Source organism: Lacunisphaera limnophila (genome assembly GCF_001746835.1).
GTDB lineage: Bacteria > Verrucomicrobiota > Verrucomicrobiia > Opitutales > Opitutaceae > Lacunisphaera > Lacunisphaera limnophila.
This window is the reverse complement of the sequence record NZ_CP016094.1, coordinates 2939982-2955265: the sequence shown is the minus strand read 5'-3', so window position 1 is coordinate 2955265 and position 15284 is coordinate 2939982. Positions and strand designations below refer to the sequence as shown.

Annotated in this window: 15 protein-coding genes; 12 read left to right on the top strand and 3 right to left on the bottom strand. The window is 65.9% G+C overall.

The features are described from left to right. Nucleotides 1-27: 27 nt before the first annotated feature. The 10 genes from Verru16B_RS12350 (at nt 28) to Verru16B_RS12305 (ending at nt 9735) form a co-directional block, all read left to right on the top strand. Nucleotides 28-1023 carry an undecaprenyl-diphosphate phosphatase gene (locus tag Verru16B_RS12350; RefSeq protein WP_157772398.1) on the top strand — a complete coding sequence of 332 codons (996 nt, stop codon included), beginning with the start codon at nt 28-30 and terminating at the stop codon, nt 1021-1023. A gap of 123 nt (nt 1024-1146) precedes the next feature. Next, entirely contained in the window at nt 1147-1323 is a 177-nt protein-coding gene (gene rpmF, locus Verru16B_RS12345; protein WP_069962566.1) for a 50S ribosomal protein L32, read from the top strand. A 75-nt stretch (nt 1324-1398) separates the two neighbouring features. Next, nucleotides 1399-2433 carry a phosphate acyltransferase PlsX gene (gene plsX, locus Verru16B_RS12340; RefSeq protein ID WP_257785134.1) on the top strand — a complete coding sequence of 345 codons (1035 nt, stop codon included), beginning with the start codon at nt 1399-1401 and terminating at the stop codon, nt 2431-2433. A 7-nt stretch (nt 2434-2440) separates the two neighbouring features. Then, entirely contained in the window at nt 2441-3427 is a 987-nt protein-coding gene (locus tag Verru16B_RS12335; protein ID WP_069962564.1) for a beta-ketoacyl-ACP synthase III, read from the top strand. A gap of 11 nt (nt 3428-3438) precedes the next feature. Continuing rightward, complete coding sequence (locus Verru16B_RS12330) at nt 3439-4503, top strand: tetratricopeptide repeat protein (protein ID WP_169829291.1); 1065 nt, start codon at nt 3439-3441, stop codon at nt 4501-4503. A 63-nt stretch (nt 4504-4566) separates the two neighbouring features. Next, nucleotides 4567-5088, top strand: coding sequence for an LPS assembly lipoprotein LptE (lptE, locus tag Verru16B_RS12325; RefSeq protein WP_069962562.1), 522 nt, complete (start codon nt 4567-4569; stop codon nt 5086-5088). A 154-nt stretch (nt 5089-5242) separates the two neighbouring features. Then, on the top strand, nt 5243-5905 hold the full coding sequence (rpe, locus tag Verru16B_RS12320) for a ribulose-phosphate 3-epimerase (protein ID WP_069962561.1): 663 nt from the start codon (nt 5243-5245) through the stop codon (nt 5903-5905). Between the two features lie 65 nt (nt 5906-5970). Beyond that, the gene (locus tag Verru16B_RS12315) at nt 5971-6738 is read left to right on the top strand and encodes an alpha/beta fold hydrolase (RefSeq protein WP_069962560.1); all 768 of its coding nucleotides are present in this window, start codon (nt 5971-5973) and stop codon (nt 6736-6738) included. A 98-nt stretch (nt 6739-6836) separates the two neighbouring features. Next, nucleotides 6837-8624, top strand: a complete 1788-nt coding sequence (locus tag Verru16B_RS12310; protein WP_069962559.1) for an OPT/YSL family transporter — start codon at nt 6837-6839, stop codon at nt 8622-8624. A 43-nt stretch (nt 8625-8667) separates the two neighbouring features. Then, nucleotides 8668-9735 (top strand): M20/M25/M40 family metallo-hydrolase, encoded by a 1068-nt coding sequence (locus Verru16B_RS12305; RefSeq protein ID WP_069962558.1) that lies wholly within the window; start codon nt 8668-8670, stop codon nt 9733-9735. Between the two features lie 130 nt (nt 9736-9865). Here Verru16B_RS12305 and clpX read toward each other — a convergent pair whose 3' ends face one another. From clpX to tig, 3 genes are all read right to left on the bottom strand, one after another. Then, entirely contained in the window at nt 9866-11170 is a 1305-nt protein-coding gene (gene clpX, locus Verru16B_RS12300; protein ID WP_069962557.1) for an ATP-dependent Clp protease ATP-binding subunit ClpX, read from the bottom strand. A gap of 77 nt (nt 11171-11247) precedes the next feature. Continuing rightward, complete coding sequence (locus tag Verru16B_RS12295) at nt 11248-11865, bottom strand: ATP-dependent Clp protease proteolytic subunit (RefSeq protein ID WP_069962556.1); 618 nt, start codon at nt 11863-11865, stop codon at nt 11248-11250. Continuing rightward, nucleotides 11862-13184 carry a trigger factor gene (gene tig / locus Verru16B_RS12290; protein WP_069962555.1) on the bottom strand — a complete coding sequence of 441 codons (1323 nt, stop codon included), beginning with the start codon at nt 13182-13184 and terminating at the stop codon, nt 11862-11864. Before tig ends, Verru16B_RS12295 begins: the two co-directional genes overlap by 4 nt. 142 nt (nt 13185-13326) lie before the next feature. On the opposite strand from tig, the gene Verru16B_RS12285 reads away from it, so the two are divergent. Next, a complete protein-coding gene (locus Verru16B_RS12285) occupies nt 13327-14007 on the top strand; it encodes a hypothetical protein (RefSeq protein WP_157772397.1) in 681 nt (226 codons plus the stop codon). Continuing rightward, entirely contained in the window at nt 14004-15155 is a 1152-nt protein-coding gene (gene alr, locus Verru16B_RS12280; protein WP_069962553.1) for an alanine racemase, read from the top strand. Before Verru16B_RS12285 ends, alr begins: the two co-directional genes overlap by 4 nt. Nucleotides 15156-15284 lie beyond the last annotated feature (129 nt).

Below are 15284 nucleotides of genomic sequence, written 5' to 3'. Positions count from 1 at the left end.
ACCGGACCTTTGCAGGGAAACTGCCGCGTGTCATTTTTGCCCCGCCTCTTCTGCGCCGGCCTCCTGCTGGTGCTCCCTCTGTCCGCCGCCGAGCCGGCCGCACCGGCGCCCGTGGCGGAACTCGGGGTCGGCGACGCCATCGTCCTCGGTGTTGTGGAGGGCGTGACCGAATTCCTGCCCATTTCCAGCACGGGCCATCTCATCATCGCCAACCGGGTCCTCGGCCTCGAATCGACCGCCCAACTCAAGGACCCGCAGGGCCGGCCGCTTTGGCACAAGCCACCCTCCCCCCGGTATCCGGACGGGGTGCCGCTCACCCTCAAGCTTGCCGCCGACACCTACGCCGTGGTGATCCAGGTCGGGGCCATCGCCGCCGTCGTTTTTCTATACTGGCAGCAATTTTTCCTGATGCTCGGCGGCTTGCTGGGCCGCAGCAGCGCCGGCCTGCGGTTGCTCCGCAACGTCATGCTGGCCTTCCTCCCGATCGCCTTCACCGGATTCCTGCTGCACGATCTCATCGACCGTTATCTGTTTTCGCTCGGCACGGTCATCGTGGCCCTGGTCGCGGGCGCCATCCTGATGCTGTGGGCCGAACGCTGGCGCGACGCCCACACCGGCGTGGGTCGGGCCAAGGGCGACGCCGCCGACCTCACCCCCCGCAAGGCCATCGGCATCGGTCTCTTTCAATGCATCGCCCTCTGGCCCGGCACCAGCCGTTCGATGGTGACCATCGTCGGCGGCTACCTCGCCGGCCTGAGTCCCGCCAAGGCCGCGGAATTCAGCTTCCTGGTCGGCCTCCCCACCCTGGCCGGGGCCGCCGTTTATAAGGGCTTCCGGTCCGGCTCGGCCATGATCGAGGTCTTTGGCTGGAGCCACGTGCTCCTGGGCGGAGCCGTGGCCGCGATTTCGGCCCTCATCGCCGTCAAATTCCTCGTCCATATCATCTCCCGCCACGGCCTGGCCCTCTTCGCCTACTACCGTCTGGCTTTGGCGGCCCTCTTGGCCCTTTTTTACCTCCTTTGAGGCCCCGGACCTCAGGGCGACGAGTAACTACTTGACGGCCCCTGACCCCCACCTTACGACCCTCGTCTTTATACACGAATATGTGCCGGCTTTTACGTCGCCGGTGCACTACCAATCCCTCTTATGGCCAATCCGAAACGCAAACAATCCAAGCGCCGCAGCGCTAACCGCCGCGCGGGCAACGCCTACAAGGCCCCCCAGTTCGCCAAGGACACCGATGGTGGCGCTTTCCGCCCGCACCGCGTGAATCCCAAGACCGGCATGTATCGCGGTCGTCAGGTGCTGGACATCGAGGTTTGACCGGGTTTGTAGGCTGGATTTTTCCCCATCCACCCCGAAGCCCCCAGTCCCACGCCCGATAACGCCCGAATTGCGGTGGACGCGATGGGCGGAGATCTGGGCCCCGCCGAGGTTGTCGCGGCGGTGCAGCTCGTGCTGGCCGATGCGGCCATGGATCCCGTCACGCTCGTCGGCGACGAGGCCGTCCTGCGCCCCCTGCTGGCTGCCGCCGGCCTGGCCGATAATCCGCGCGTCTCGATCCACCACGCCTCGGAGGTCATCACGATGGAGGACAAACCCCTCCAGGCCCTGAAGCGGAAAAAGGATTCCTCGATGGTCCGGGCCATCGATCTCGTGAAAACCGGGGCCGCCCGCGTCACGATCAGCTGCGGCAACACCGGCGCCCTCATGGCCGGCAGCACGCTGCGCCTGCGCATGATGGAAGGCGTCGAGCGCCCCGCCCTCGCCGCCGTCATCCCGCGCGAAGGGGGCCATTTCATTCTCATCGACGCCGGCGCCAATCCCGAGCCGCGCCCCGAGCACCTCGTCCACAACGCCATCCTCGGCGCCAACTACGCCAAGGTCATCCTCGGCGTGGCCAATCCCCGCGTCGGCCTCATCTCCATCGGCACCGAGGAGGGCAAGGGCAACACCCTCACCACCGAGACCAACGATCGCCTCAAGCGCATCAACGGCATCATCAACTACGTCGGCCCGGTCGAGGGCTTCCAGGTGTTCCGGGACACCGTCGACGTGATCGTGTGCGACGGTTTCGTCGGCAACACCCTGCTCAAGACCTGGGAATCCCTCGCCAAGTTCATCACCAGCCTGCTCAAGCAGGAACTGAAGGCCAACCCCCTGCGCATGGGCGGTGCCGTCCTCGCCAAGGGCGCCTTCGACGCCCTCAAGTCGCGCATGAATCCCGACCGCTACGGCGGCGCCCCCCTGCTCGGCGTCCGCGGCAACATCCTCAAGGCCCACGGCTCCAGCAACCGCCACGCCTTGGCCAGCGCCATCCGCGCCGCCGCCAAGATCATCCACCAGGACCTTTACCAGCACACTGAGTCGGACGTGGCCCGCGCCAACGCCCTCCTCGCCGCCCCGGCGCCCGTCGCCACCCCCGCTTCCTGATCCCTACATGACTTCCGTCATCATCGCCGGCGTCGGCTCCTACAGCCCCGCCAAGGTCCTCACCAACGAAGAGCTGTCCCAGAAGGTCGATACCACCGACGAGTGGATCCGCACCCGCTCCGGCATCCGCGAGCGCCGCATCGCCGCCGCGGACGAGGCCTGCTCCGACCTCGCCGTCAAGGCCGCCGCCGCCGCCCTGGCCGACGCCAAGGTCACCGCCGCCGACATCGACCTGCTGATCGTGGCCACCTGCACGCCCGACCTGCCCCTGCCCTCCACCGCCTGCATCGTGCAGCACAAGCTCGGCGTCCCGGCCCACGCCACCTGCTTCGACATCGCCGCCGCCTGCTCCGGTTTCCTCTACGCCCTCGAGATCGCCTACGGGCAGCTCCAGACGAACCGCTACAAACGCGCCCTCATCATCGGCTCCGAGAAGCTCTCCACCATCACCGACTGGACCGACCGCACCACCTGCGTGCTCTTCGGCGACGGCGCCGGCGCCGCCGTCCTCAACAAGGTCAACCAGCCCGGCATCGGCATCCTCGGCACCGATCTCGGCGCCGACGGTGCCTTCGTGGACAACCTCTACATCCCCGCCGGCGGCAGCCGCACCCCCGCCACCCCCGAGACCATCGCCAACCACGGCCATTGCATCCACATGAACGGCCGCGAGGTCTTCAAGAGCGCCGTCCGCGTGATGGAGACCGTCGCCCGGGAAATGATGGAACAACACCACCTCACGCCTGACCAAATCAGCCTTGTGATCCCCCACCAGGCCAACATCCGCATCATCGAGGCCCTCGCCGGCAACCTGAAGATGCCCCTGGAAAAGTTTTTCGTGAACCTCGACCGCTACGGCAACACCTCCTCCGCCACCATCCCGCTCGCCCTCGACGAGGCCCGCCGGGCCGGCCGCATCAAGCCGGGCGACCTGACCCTCCTGGTGGCTTTTGGCGCTGGCTTGACCTACGGTGCCACTCTTGTTCGATGGTAAGCCTCCGTCCCATGCACCGCCCCTCCCCCCTGTTTTCCCTTGCCGCGCTCGCGGTGCTCCTGCTCCTCCCTGCCCGCCTCGCCGCCGACCTGGTCTGGACACCCGACGGCGGCTGGAAGGTCGAGGGGGGTGCCCTCTCCAGCCTCATGGGCGAGGACGGTCGCAACGCCCTGGACCTGATGAACAAGGCGCGCCTCGCTGAGGAAGCCGGCAAGGACGGCACCGCCCTCCGCCACTACAACAGCGTCACGAAGCGCTACCGCAATTCCGTCTACGCCGCCGAGGCCCTCTACCGCACCGGCCTGATCCAGCAGAAGCAGCGCAAGTACCACAAGGCCTTCCAGAGCTACCAGGCCCTGGTCAGCGGCTACCCCAACTCGGAGAAGTTCAACCAGGTCATCGGCGAACAGTACCGCATCGCCTCTGACCTCACCGACGGCAAACGCGCCAAGACTTGGAGCTGGTTTCCCGGCTTCCGCAGCCGCGAGCGCGGGGTCGCCTATTTCGAAACCATCGTTTTCACCGCGCCTTACAGCGACTACGCCCCGCTCGCCCTCATGAATGCGGCCAAGGGCTACAAGAAGATGAACGAGACCCCCGCGGCCATCGATGCGCTGGACCGCATGATCAACACCTACCCGCGCAACGTCCTGACGCCCGACGCCTACCTGCGCATCGCCGAGACGCACACCTCCCTCGTGGACGGCCCCGCCTACGACCAGGCCTCCACCACCGATGCCATCACCTACTACGAGGACTACATGATCCTCTTCCCCGGGCACTCCGGCATGGCCGCCGCGGAGAAGGGCCTCGACGAGATGAAGACCGTCCTTGCCCAGAGCAAACTCGTCATCGCCGACTACTACTTCAAGCACCGCAAGAACTACAAGGCGGCGAAGGTCTTCTACAACGAGGCCATCACCGTCTATCCCGATTCCGCCGTCGCCACCCAGGCCCGCGAGAAACTCACCGTGGTCGATGCCAAGCTCGAGGAAATGGCCGCGGCCGCCCCGGCCCCGTCCGACACCCCCAAGCCGGCCACGCCCAAGAAGCCGAAGCGCTTCTGGATTTTCTAAGCCGGCCCCCGGCTTCACCCCCCGCACCCTGATCCCGCCCTTGCGGGAGAAGCATCCAGAGTCATGCGTGCCCTCCGTCTTCTGACCCCCGGCCTCTGCCTGCTGGCCACGGTCCTCGGCTTCACCGGTTGCGCCGGCTACCAGCTGGGCACCGGGACGGCTCCGAAGTTCACCACGCTCTTCGTCGCCCCCGTCACCAGCGAGGCGCTCGTCCCCCAGGCCCGTGTGGAACTCACCACCCGCCTCCGCGAGGCCTTCCTCCGCGACGGCCGCGTGCAACTCGCCGCCTCGGCCGAGTCCGCTGACGCCGTCCTTCAGGTCACGATCGCCCGCTACGGCCGCACCCTGGCTGTCTCGCAGCCCACCGACACCGGCCTCGCCCGACGCTTCGACCTGAACCTGCAGGCCCGCGCCTCGCTCCTGAAACGCGGCAGTGAGGAACCATACTTCGCGGATCGCGTGCTGGAAGCCACCCGCGGCGTCTTCACCGACGACGGCCTCGTTCCCGCCGAATCTCAGATCATCCCCGTCCTCGCAGACTCGCTGGCCAACGAAGCCGTCCACGCCGTCCTGGACACCTGGTGAGATTCATGGGTGGAACCTGCGCTCCGCGCAGGTTGAGGAACGCGGTCGCGCGACATCGCCCGCGATCAACCTCGAAGGACGGTCACCTCAGGCCGCCGTACAGATTCCGGGATTGAGCCATCCCCGTCCTCTGTCATCCGTTCTCTGTCCTCCGATGCCTTTCTCCCCCATTCTCGCCCCCTCCCTGCTCGCCGGTGACCACGCGCATCTCTCGATCAGCGCCCACCTCGCCGCCGAGGCCGGCGCCCCCTGGCTCCACCTCGACATCATGGACGGGCATTTCGTGCCCAACCTGACCTTCGGCCCCGAGGTGCTGGCCGCCCTGCGCCGCGCCGGCCTGAAAACCTTTTTCGACACTCACCTGATGCTCGCCGAGCCGCACAAATACGTTGAAGCCTTCGCGAAGGCCGGCGCCAACCTGATCAGCATCCACATCGAGCCCGCCTACGATCACCGCGCCACCCTCGCCCGCATCCGCGAACTCGGTTGCCAGTGCGGAATCGTGCTCAATCCCGGCACCCCCGCCTCGGCCATCGCGCCATTCGTCGATCTCGTCGACCTCGTCCTCGTGATGACCGTGCAGCCCGGCTTCGGCGGCCAGCCCTTCCGCGCCGACATGCTGCCCAAGATCCGCGAGATCGACGGCTGGCGCCAAAGTCGCGGCCTGAAATTCCGGCTCGAGGTGGACGGCGGCATCGACCTCGCCACCGCCGCCCAATGTCGCGCCGCCGGCACCGACACCTTCGTCGCCGGCACCTCGTTCTTCAAGGCTCCCGACCGGGCCGCATATGCCCGGGCCATGGCCGCGTTGGCCTGAACGCCCCCGAACCCCGGCTGGAAACCGCGCTTCCCTTGCGCGATCCGCCGGCCCAATCTCCCCAGATGAAGCTCCGAACGCTTGCCCTCCTGTGCCTCGGCCTGTTCGGCTGCACCGGCCTGATCGCCACCGAGCCGACACCGGCTTCCGCCCCCACCGTCCTCGTCAGCGTCCACGGCGCCTGGGCCGGCGGCTGGCAGATGAAGAAGGTCGCGCCGATCCTCGAGGCCCAGGGCTGGAAGGTCTACCGCCCGTCCCTGCCCGGACTCGGCGAACACTACCCCCGGGCCACGCCCGACATCGGCCTGAACGACCACATCGACGATATCGTGAACCTCATCCTCTTCGAGGACCTGCATGACATCATCCTGCTCGGCCACAGCTACGGCGGCATGGTCATCACCGGCGTCGCCGACCGCATCCCCGGGCGGATCCGTCGCCTCGTTTACCTCGACGCGTTTCTGCCCACCGATGGCGAAAGCCTCATGAGTCTCCGCCCCCGTCAGGGCGACATGGATCTGGAGAAGATGACCAAGGATGGATTCATCATCCCCACCTGGGTCCAGCCCGACCGCCCGCTCCCCCGGGACGTGCCCCATCCGCTCAAGACCTTCACGGATGCGATCAGCTTGAAAAATCCCGCCGCCGCCCAAGTCCCCGCGACCTATATCCTGACGGTCGATCCGGGCAAATCGCCCGAGACGGACACTTTCTATGCTTCCTCCGAACGCGCCCGGGCCCGCGGCTGGCCGGTCATCATCATGGAAGCCGACCACGTCCCCAACTGGCGCAAGCCGGCGGAGACGGCCGCATTGCTGCTAGGGCTCAAGTGATTCGCTAATGCCTGTGCCGGCGCCGCGGCCGCCGGGATTTAGGGATTGGCGGCTGTGTCATAACCTTCAAGGTCTGACGTAATCCCCGTTCTTCCCCCATGCCCGAACCCACCGGCCTGAAGCGTTTCCTCCCCCCCATCGGTTCACCCGCCTACCACGTGATGCTCTCCGTGGTGGCCATCACGATCCTCGGTCCGCTCGGCGGCATCTCCGCGGCGTTCATGAATTTCTCCATCGGCTTCTTTGTCGGTGGACAGGTGCTGGCCGGCATCCTCGGCAGCGTGGTCACGCTGCCCTACGGCCCGGAGGGTAAACACGGCGCCAATTACATGCAGACCATGGCCGCCTCGGTCGCCGGCATGTGCGCCATGGCGGTACTCATCCAGGCGATGGTCTGGCTCGGTTTGCCCCCGGTCCCCGACTGGAAGATGATCCTGTTCCTCACCTGCATCGGCATGTTCGGCGTCGGCGTCGGCATGCTCTACACCCCGGTCCTCGTCGACCGCATGCAGCTCACTTACCCGTCCGGCTTCGCGGTCGCCAACATCCTGCGCGCCCTCACCGATCCCGCCTTGCTCCGCCGCTCCATCGCCAAGCTCGGCGGCGGCATGCTCGGCGGCTACGGGGTCGGCTTCGCCTCGTTCAAGGTCGCGGCCATCGGGGCCTACGGCGTCTCCGCCTCGACCGTCGGCGCGGGCTTCATCGTCGGCGCCCGCATCGCCATCCCGGCGCTGGTCGTCGCCCTCATCGGTCTCGCCGCCAAGCCCCACCTCATCGAGATCGGCTGGCTCGGCGCCAACGACCCCTACCGCAAGATCGGCTTCATCATCTCGCTCGGGACCATCCTCGGCGCCGCCGGCCTCGATATCGTGCTCATCCTCATCGAGGCGGCCAAGCGCTTCAGGCAACAGACCCCCGTCGCAGCTGATCCCGACTGGAAACGCGTCAACATGGTCCGCCTCCTTCTCTGGATCGCCGGCTGGGGCGCCGGCATCGTCATCCTCGGCAGCCAGCTGCTCCAGCAACCCGTGTTCTTCCTCGTGGTGGCGCTGGCACTCGTCTTCGTCTTCGTCCTCGTCAACGGCATCTCCCTCGGCATCTCAGACTGGAACCCGATCTCCAGCGCGTTCGTCATGTCCGTCTTCATCATGGCCGCCCTCGGGCTCAAGGATCCGGGTGTCGGCCTGATGTGCTCCGCCATCCTCCTCATCTCCTGCAGCGTCGGTGGTGACATGCAGCAGGACCGCTCCACCGGCTGGCGCCTCGGCACCAACCGCGTGAACCAGTTCCGCTACCAGGTCATCGGCATCGCCTGCGGCGCCGTCCTCACCGTCGTCCTCGCCAAGGTCTTCATGAGTGCCTACCCGATCCTGCAAGCCGACCAGTTCAGCAACCCGCACCTCGAGGGCGCCCAGCAGTGGCAGTCCGCCATGACTTACAAGTTTGTCGGCGCCATCAAGGGCATCACCCTCGAGCAACCCCACGTGCTCAAGGCCCTCTGGCTCGGCATCACGGTCGGCCTCGTGACCATGGTCATCCGCAAACTCATCAAGCGCACCGCCGCCTACCAGGCCTTCGTCGCCCGCTCCGGCCGGGGCCGGGCCACCGACTTCGTGGTCGATGCTGTCCTCCTGCCCAGCCCCTACGCCTCCTCCTTCGGTGGCTTCGTCGAGATCCCCACCGTCCTCTGGTGGGCCGGCGGCGGCATCTTCGGCTCGCTGTACACGGAGTGGGCCGAAAAACGGAAGGCGGCCGCGGCCGCCCAGGCCGATGCCCTGCCCAGCGACATGAGCACCATGTCCCTCGTCGGCGGCGGCCTCATCGCCGGCGACTCGCTCGCCGCCCTCAGCGTCGGCATCTACGGCCTGCTGCGCACCGTGCTCTAGCGCCAAGCTTGCGCCGGTTTTCCCCGCACCTAAACTCTCTCCCATGCCCGACTACCAAGCCCCCGTTTTCCTGACCGAGCTGCTCAAGGCCAAATCGCCCTCCGGCGCCGAGGCCCAGGCCCAGGCGGTCTACGACACCCACGTCAAGCCGCACGCCGCCGCCTACGCCAACGACGCCCTCGGCAACCGCCTCGCCTCGCTGAACCTCAAGGGCGCGCCCACGCTCATGCTCGCCGGCCACATGGACGAGCTCGGTCTCATCATCATCTTCGTCAGCAAGGACGGCTTCCTCTATTTCGACACGATCGGCGGCCACGACCTGAGCATCATCTCGGGCCGACGCGTCATCATCCAGACCGCCGCCGGCCCCGTGAAGGGCGTCACCGGCAAGCGCGCCATCCACCTGATGGACGACGAGGATCGCAAGAAGGTCCCGAAGAAACACGAGATCTGGATCGATATCGGCGCCAAGACCAAGGCCGAGGCCCTGGCCCGCATCGCCATCGGCGACGTGGCCACCTACGACCACGAATTCGAGCTCATCCACGGCTCGGTCGGCACCGCCCGCGCCTTCGACAACAAGGTCGGCGCCTACATCGTCGGCGAGACCCTCATCCGCCTGGCTAAGGCGAAGGCCAAGCTGAACGCCAAGCTTGTCTCCGTGGCCACCACCCAGGAGGAGATCGGCACGCGCGGCGCCCAGACCTCGTCCTTCGCCGTGGACCCGCATGTCGCCCTCACCGTTGATGTCGGCCACGCCACCGACCACCCCGACTGCGACCAGCGCAAGTTCGGCGAGACCAAGCTCGGCGGCGGCCCCATCATCTGCCGTGGGCCCAACATCAATCCCAAGGTCTACGACCGCCTCATCGCCGTCGCGAAGAAGCTCAAGATTCCCTACCAGGTCGAAGCCGACCCCCGCCCCACCGGCACCGACGCCCGCGCCATCCAGATGGCCCGCGGCGGCGTGGCCTGCGGCCTCGTCTCCATCCCGCTCCGCTACATGCACACCCCGAGCGAGGTCGTGGACCTGGAGGACGTGGAGAATTGCGTGAAACTCTTCGCCGGTTTCGCCCAGTCCATCAGCAAGGACGAAAGCTTCAACTGGTGAGCCACTGTAGGGCGGGGTCTCCGAACCCCGCCTGCAGAACGCCCGAATTGTTGGCCAGGCACCGCCACCCGGGCGGACATGAAAAAGGCGGGGTCCGGAGACCCCGCCCTACAAAATAAGGTCGACCGCCTCAGGCGGCGTTCTTCGACGCGGTGCGCCCGTGCTTCTTGAGCTGCGGCTTCTTGCGGCCCTCGACCACGGCCTGGTCGATGATGACCTCGGAAATGTCGTCGCGGCCCGGCAGGTCGTACATGACCTCCAGCATGATCTTCTCGAGGATGGCCCGCAGGGCGCGGGCGCCGGTCTTGAGCTCGATCGCGCGCTTGGCGATGGCCACGATGGCGTCGCGGGTGAACTTGAGTTGCACGCCGTCCATCGCGAAGAGTTTGGAATACTGCTTCACCATCGCGTTCTTGGTGCGGAGCAGGACCTTCTCGAGATCCTCCACGCGCAGCTCGTCGAGCACGGACACGACCGGCAGGCGGCCGATGAATTCCGGGATCATGCCGAAACGGATGAGATCCTCGGGGGCGACGCCGCGCATCATCTCCTCGGGCGAAAGCTCGTGATCCTTGGAATTGATGTGGAAGCCCAGCGAACGCTGGCCCATGCGCTTCTTGATGACGTCGTTCAGGCCGACAAACGCACCGCCGCAGATGAAGAGGATGTTCGAGGTGTTGACCTGGATGTACTCCTGGTTCGGGTGCTTGCGGCCGCCCTGCGGGGGCACGTTGCACGTGGTGCCCTCCAGGATCTTGAGCAGCGCCTGCTGCACACCTTCACCGGACACGTCGCGCGTGATCGAGACGTTCTCGGTCGTGCGGCGGATCTTGTCGATTTCGTCGATGTAGATGATGCCGCACTCGGCCTTCTTCACGTCGTAATTCGCGGATTGCAGGAGGCGGAGCACGACGTTCTCGACGTCCTCGCCGACGTAACCGGCCTCGGTGAGCGTCGTGGCATCGGAAATGGCGAACGGCACGTCAAGGATGCGGGCGAGGCTGCGGGCCAGCAGCGTCTTGCCGGAGCCGGTCGGACCGACGAGCATGATGTTGCTCTTCTCGACCTCGACGTCGGAGAACTCGGCGGGCAGCGAAGCCGCTTCGGAGGCGTTGCCGTGAGTCGGGTCGAAATTCAGGCGCTTGTAGTGATTGTAGACGGCGACCGAGAGGACCTTCTTGGCGTGGTCCTGGCCGATGACGTGGTCATCGAGGACCTTCTTGATCTCGGCCGGCTTAACCAAGCGAAAAGCCGGTTTGGCAGCCGTACCCTCAGCGGCAGCGGCCGGGGTCTTCACCTCCCGGTCAATGATCGTCTTGCAGACATTTACGCACGAGTCGCAGATGTAAACCCCTGGCCCCGCAATGATTTTGCGAACTTCCGCCTGCGATTTACCGCAGAACGAACAGAGGGTCATGCGCGAAGATTTAGCCATGGAAAGTTATAATCGGCCGAACTGGCGGTTAGTCGAGGGATATTCCTGCCGGCTGCACCGACCGGCTCAAGCAAAACTCAGGCAGCGCTTTGCGCAATCTGCTGGGCGTCACGGGTCGAGGCGACGACATGATCGACGATGCCATAGGTCTTGGCCTCCTCGGCGCTCATGTAGTAATCGCGGTCGGAATCCGTTTCCACCTGTTCCGGGGTTTTGCCGGTGTGCTTGGCGATGGTCTCGTTAAGGGTCTTGCGCCAGCGGATGATCTCCTTGGCCTGGATGGCGATGTCGGCCGCCTGGCCGCCCGCGCCGCCCGAGGGCTGGTGGATCATCACCCGGCTGTTCGGCAGGGCGAAGCGTTTGCCCTTCGTGCCGGCGGCCAGCAGGATGGTGCTCATGCTCGCGGCCATGCCGATGCAGTAGGTGACGATGTCGCACTGCAGGAAGTTCATGGTGTCGTAGATGGCCATGCCACCGGTCACGACGCCGCCTGGCGAATTGATGTAAACGTGGATGTCCTTCTTCGGGTCCTCCATCTGGAGGAACAGCATCTGCGCGATCACCACGTTGGCCACGTTGTCGTCGATCGGCGTGCCAATGAAGATGATGCGGTCCTTGAGGAGGCGGCTGTAGATGTCCATCGACCGCTCGCCGCGGCCGGTGTTCTCAAGGACGATGGGGACGTAATAGCTCATGCTTTGTTGGTTACCGTGATGACGGTAGCCTTGGTGACGAGGAAATCAAGGGCCTTGTCGAACAGGAGCTGCTGCTGGATGGCGCGGACCTGGTCGCGATCCTTGCCCAGATCCTTCGCCAGCTTCTGCGGCTGCTGGCCGCTGCGCATGGCTTCGCGCATGAGCCAGTTGTTGAAATCCTTCTCGTCGACCTTGAGTTTCTCGGCCTGGGCGATCTCGGCGAGGATGAGCTGGACCTTCACGCGGGTGGCGGCGGCCTTGCCGGCGTTCTCGTAAAGTTCCTTCTTGTTTTCCTCGAGCTTCTCCTGGGGCACGCCGTTGCGGAGGTTTTCCTCGATGAACTGGCGCAGGATCCCGTCGCGCTCGGAATTGACAAGGCTCTCCGGCACCGGGAAATCAGCGCGGGTCGCCAGGGTCTCGGTGATCTGCCGGCGCTGCGCGGCGCGGTTGGCATAGTCCTTCCGGGCCGTCAGGTTGGCCTTGATCTGGGCCTTGAGGCCATCGAGGTCGTCGACCTGGTGGGACTTGTAGAAGGCCTCGTCGAGGGGGGCCAGGATGCGCTCGCGGATTTCCTGCACCTCGATGGCGTAGGCAACCGTCTTGCCGGCCAGCGCGGGCACCGCGGCGAAATCCGCCGGGAACGTAACGTCGACATTCTTTTTGTCGCCGGTCTTGAGGCCGCTCAGCTGGCTCGAAACACCGGGCAGCAGCCCTTCGTTGGCGCCCTCGACCTCTTCCCAGGTCTGCGGGGCGGCGGCGTAAATCTTCTTGTCGCCGACGACCTCGTCGAGCGGCTTGCCGTCCAGCGTGCCGGTGTAACCGAAACGCACGTAGTCACCCTTGGCGGCGGGACGCTCGGCGACCTTGAAGTCGGCACGCTCGGCGCGCAGGCCCTCGATCACGCCGTCGATCTCGGCCTCGGTCGGCTCGGTGGCCTCGATCTTCGTCTCGATGCCGGTGTACTCCGGCAGCTTGATCGTCGGGCGCACGTCGACGGTGAGCTTGATCGCGGCGGACAGGTTGGGCTCGATCGTGCCTTCCTCGACATCCACCAGCGACAGCACCTCGAGCTTCGACTGCTCCAGCCCGTCACGGTAGGCCTTGCCGATCACGCGGTTCTTGAACTCGTCCTTGATCTCCTTGCCGAAGCGCGCGGCCACCATGGCGGCGGGAGCCTTGCCCGGACGGAAACCCGGCAGGCTGACCTGCTTGGTGTATTCGCCAATCAGGCTGGTGTATTCGCCTTGGACCTCACCCATGTCCAGGGTGACGGTCAGCGCTTTGCGGGTCTCGTTGATATCGGTGATTTGAACGTTCACGGTGTAAATTCGGATGGGTTTTCTCGGGGAAAAGAGGCCGAGGTAAGTATTCCCGCCCGACCCGGTCAAGGTCTCTTTCCACCCAAACGCCGCGCAATCCCACTTGGATTCCGTCCCGATCCCGCCCAAGCTTCTCGTTTTCATGGTCCCCCTCGCCCAACTCCTTGCCAGTCACCGCCGTATCCTCGTGCTCGACGCGGTTTCGCAACGGATCCAGGCTGGGCTGTTGCAGCAAGGAACCTTGCCGCTCTGGGCCGAGAGCGACGCCGAGGCCGGTCGCGGGGTGTTCCAGGTCACCGAAAACCTCCTCGCGCGCGCCGGAGCCGAGCTCGCCACCGTGGAGGCCTTCATTTTCTGCGAGGGTCCGGGCTCGATGCTCGGCACCCGTACGGTCGCCATGGCGCTGCGCACGTGGCTCGCGCTGCAACCGCGCCCCGTTTATCGCTACCAAAGCCTGGCCCTCGCCGGCCTCGCCGAATGGCGGCGTGAGCCCCGCCCGTTCACCATCATTGCTGATGCTCGGCGCGAAACCTGGCACGTCCAACCGGTCTCCATCGACGGCATCCTCGGTCTGCTGGAACGCCGCGCCACCGCCGATCTGCCCGGGGGCGAGTTACTGACCCCCGCCGGTTTTCGGGTCTGGTCCAAACCGCCGGCGCAGGTCACCACCTGCCGCTATACCCTGGCCGACCTGCTCAGCGACGGCGGCGATCACGCGCATTTCGATCCGGTGAATCTGCCCGACGCTTTTCAAACCGAGGCGCCCGAGTACAAGAAGTGGTCGGCCCAGCCCCACAGCTCCGAGACCGCCCCCACCCGATGAGCTCTTCCGCCCAACTGCCCCGCCGTTGCTGGGTCGAGATCGACCTCGCGGCCCTGGAGCGCAACCTCAAGCTCATCCGCGCCAGCCTGCCGCCGCGCATCAAATACGTCGCCGTGGTCAAGGCCGACGCCTACGGCCACGGCCTGCCCCAGGTCGCCGCGCGCCTCATGCATGCCGGCGCCGATCTGTTCGGGGTCGCCAACATCGCCGAGGCCATGACCATCCGCGAACTCAGCACCGACTGGCCGGTGCTGCTGCTCAGTCCCGTGCTGCCGGACGAGGACCGATACCTCGCCGAGTTCGACCTCGCCGCCACCGTCTCCTCGCCGGACGAGGTGCGTCGCTTCGACGCCATCGGCCGCGCCGCCGGCCGACCCATCGCCGTACACCTGAAGATCGACACCGGCATGGGCCGCCTCGGCGTGTGGCATCCCGGCGCCCGCGCGCTCTACGACGCCATCATCGCCGCCCCCGGCCTGCACTTGGCCGGTGTGTTCACCCACTTCTCCAGCGCCGACGAGGATCCCGCCTTTACCGCCGAACAGCGACGGATCTTCCTCGCGACCCTCGCCACGCTGCCGGGCCTATCGGACCGAAACATTCTCATCCACGCCGACAACAGCGCCGGCCTCGAGACCACCCCGGGCGAGAGCGTCTTCAATGCCGTGCGCGTCGGCCTGCTCCAGTTCGGCATCCTCCCCCACCCGCACTCGCTGCTCGCGCGCACCCGCACCGAACCCGTGTTCAGTTTCCACACCCGCGTCGGCCTGGTGAAAACCCTGCCCTCCGGCACGAGCATCAGCTACGGTCGCACCCAACACCTGACGCGCGATTCCCGCATCGCCGTGCTCACCGCCGGCTACGGCGACGGCCTCGCTCGCGCCAGCAGCGGCCAAGCCTCTGTTTTGATCAGCGGCCGGCGCTGTGCCGTGCTGGGGCGTATCACCATGGATCAGACCATGGTCGACGTCACCGACGTGCCCGGCGAGGTCGCCTGCGGCGATGCCGTCGTCCTGGTCGGTCGCCAGGGTCAGGCCGAAATTTCGATCAGCGAATTCAGTGCGTGGGCGGACACGATCGCGTGGGAAACCTTATGCTCCGTCACTAAGCGCGTGCCCCGTCATTATCGCACCGCGCTGGAGACCTGAGCAAAAGCTTCCGCCTCTCGTTTGCCGTGGTCTTGGAACGAATTTTTATAATCATCGTTTCCTGCTGATTATAATCAATTAGCGAATATAATTAGGGAGTGATTATCCCGCCTTTTTTCGGCGCTTCAA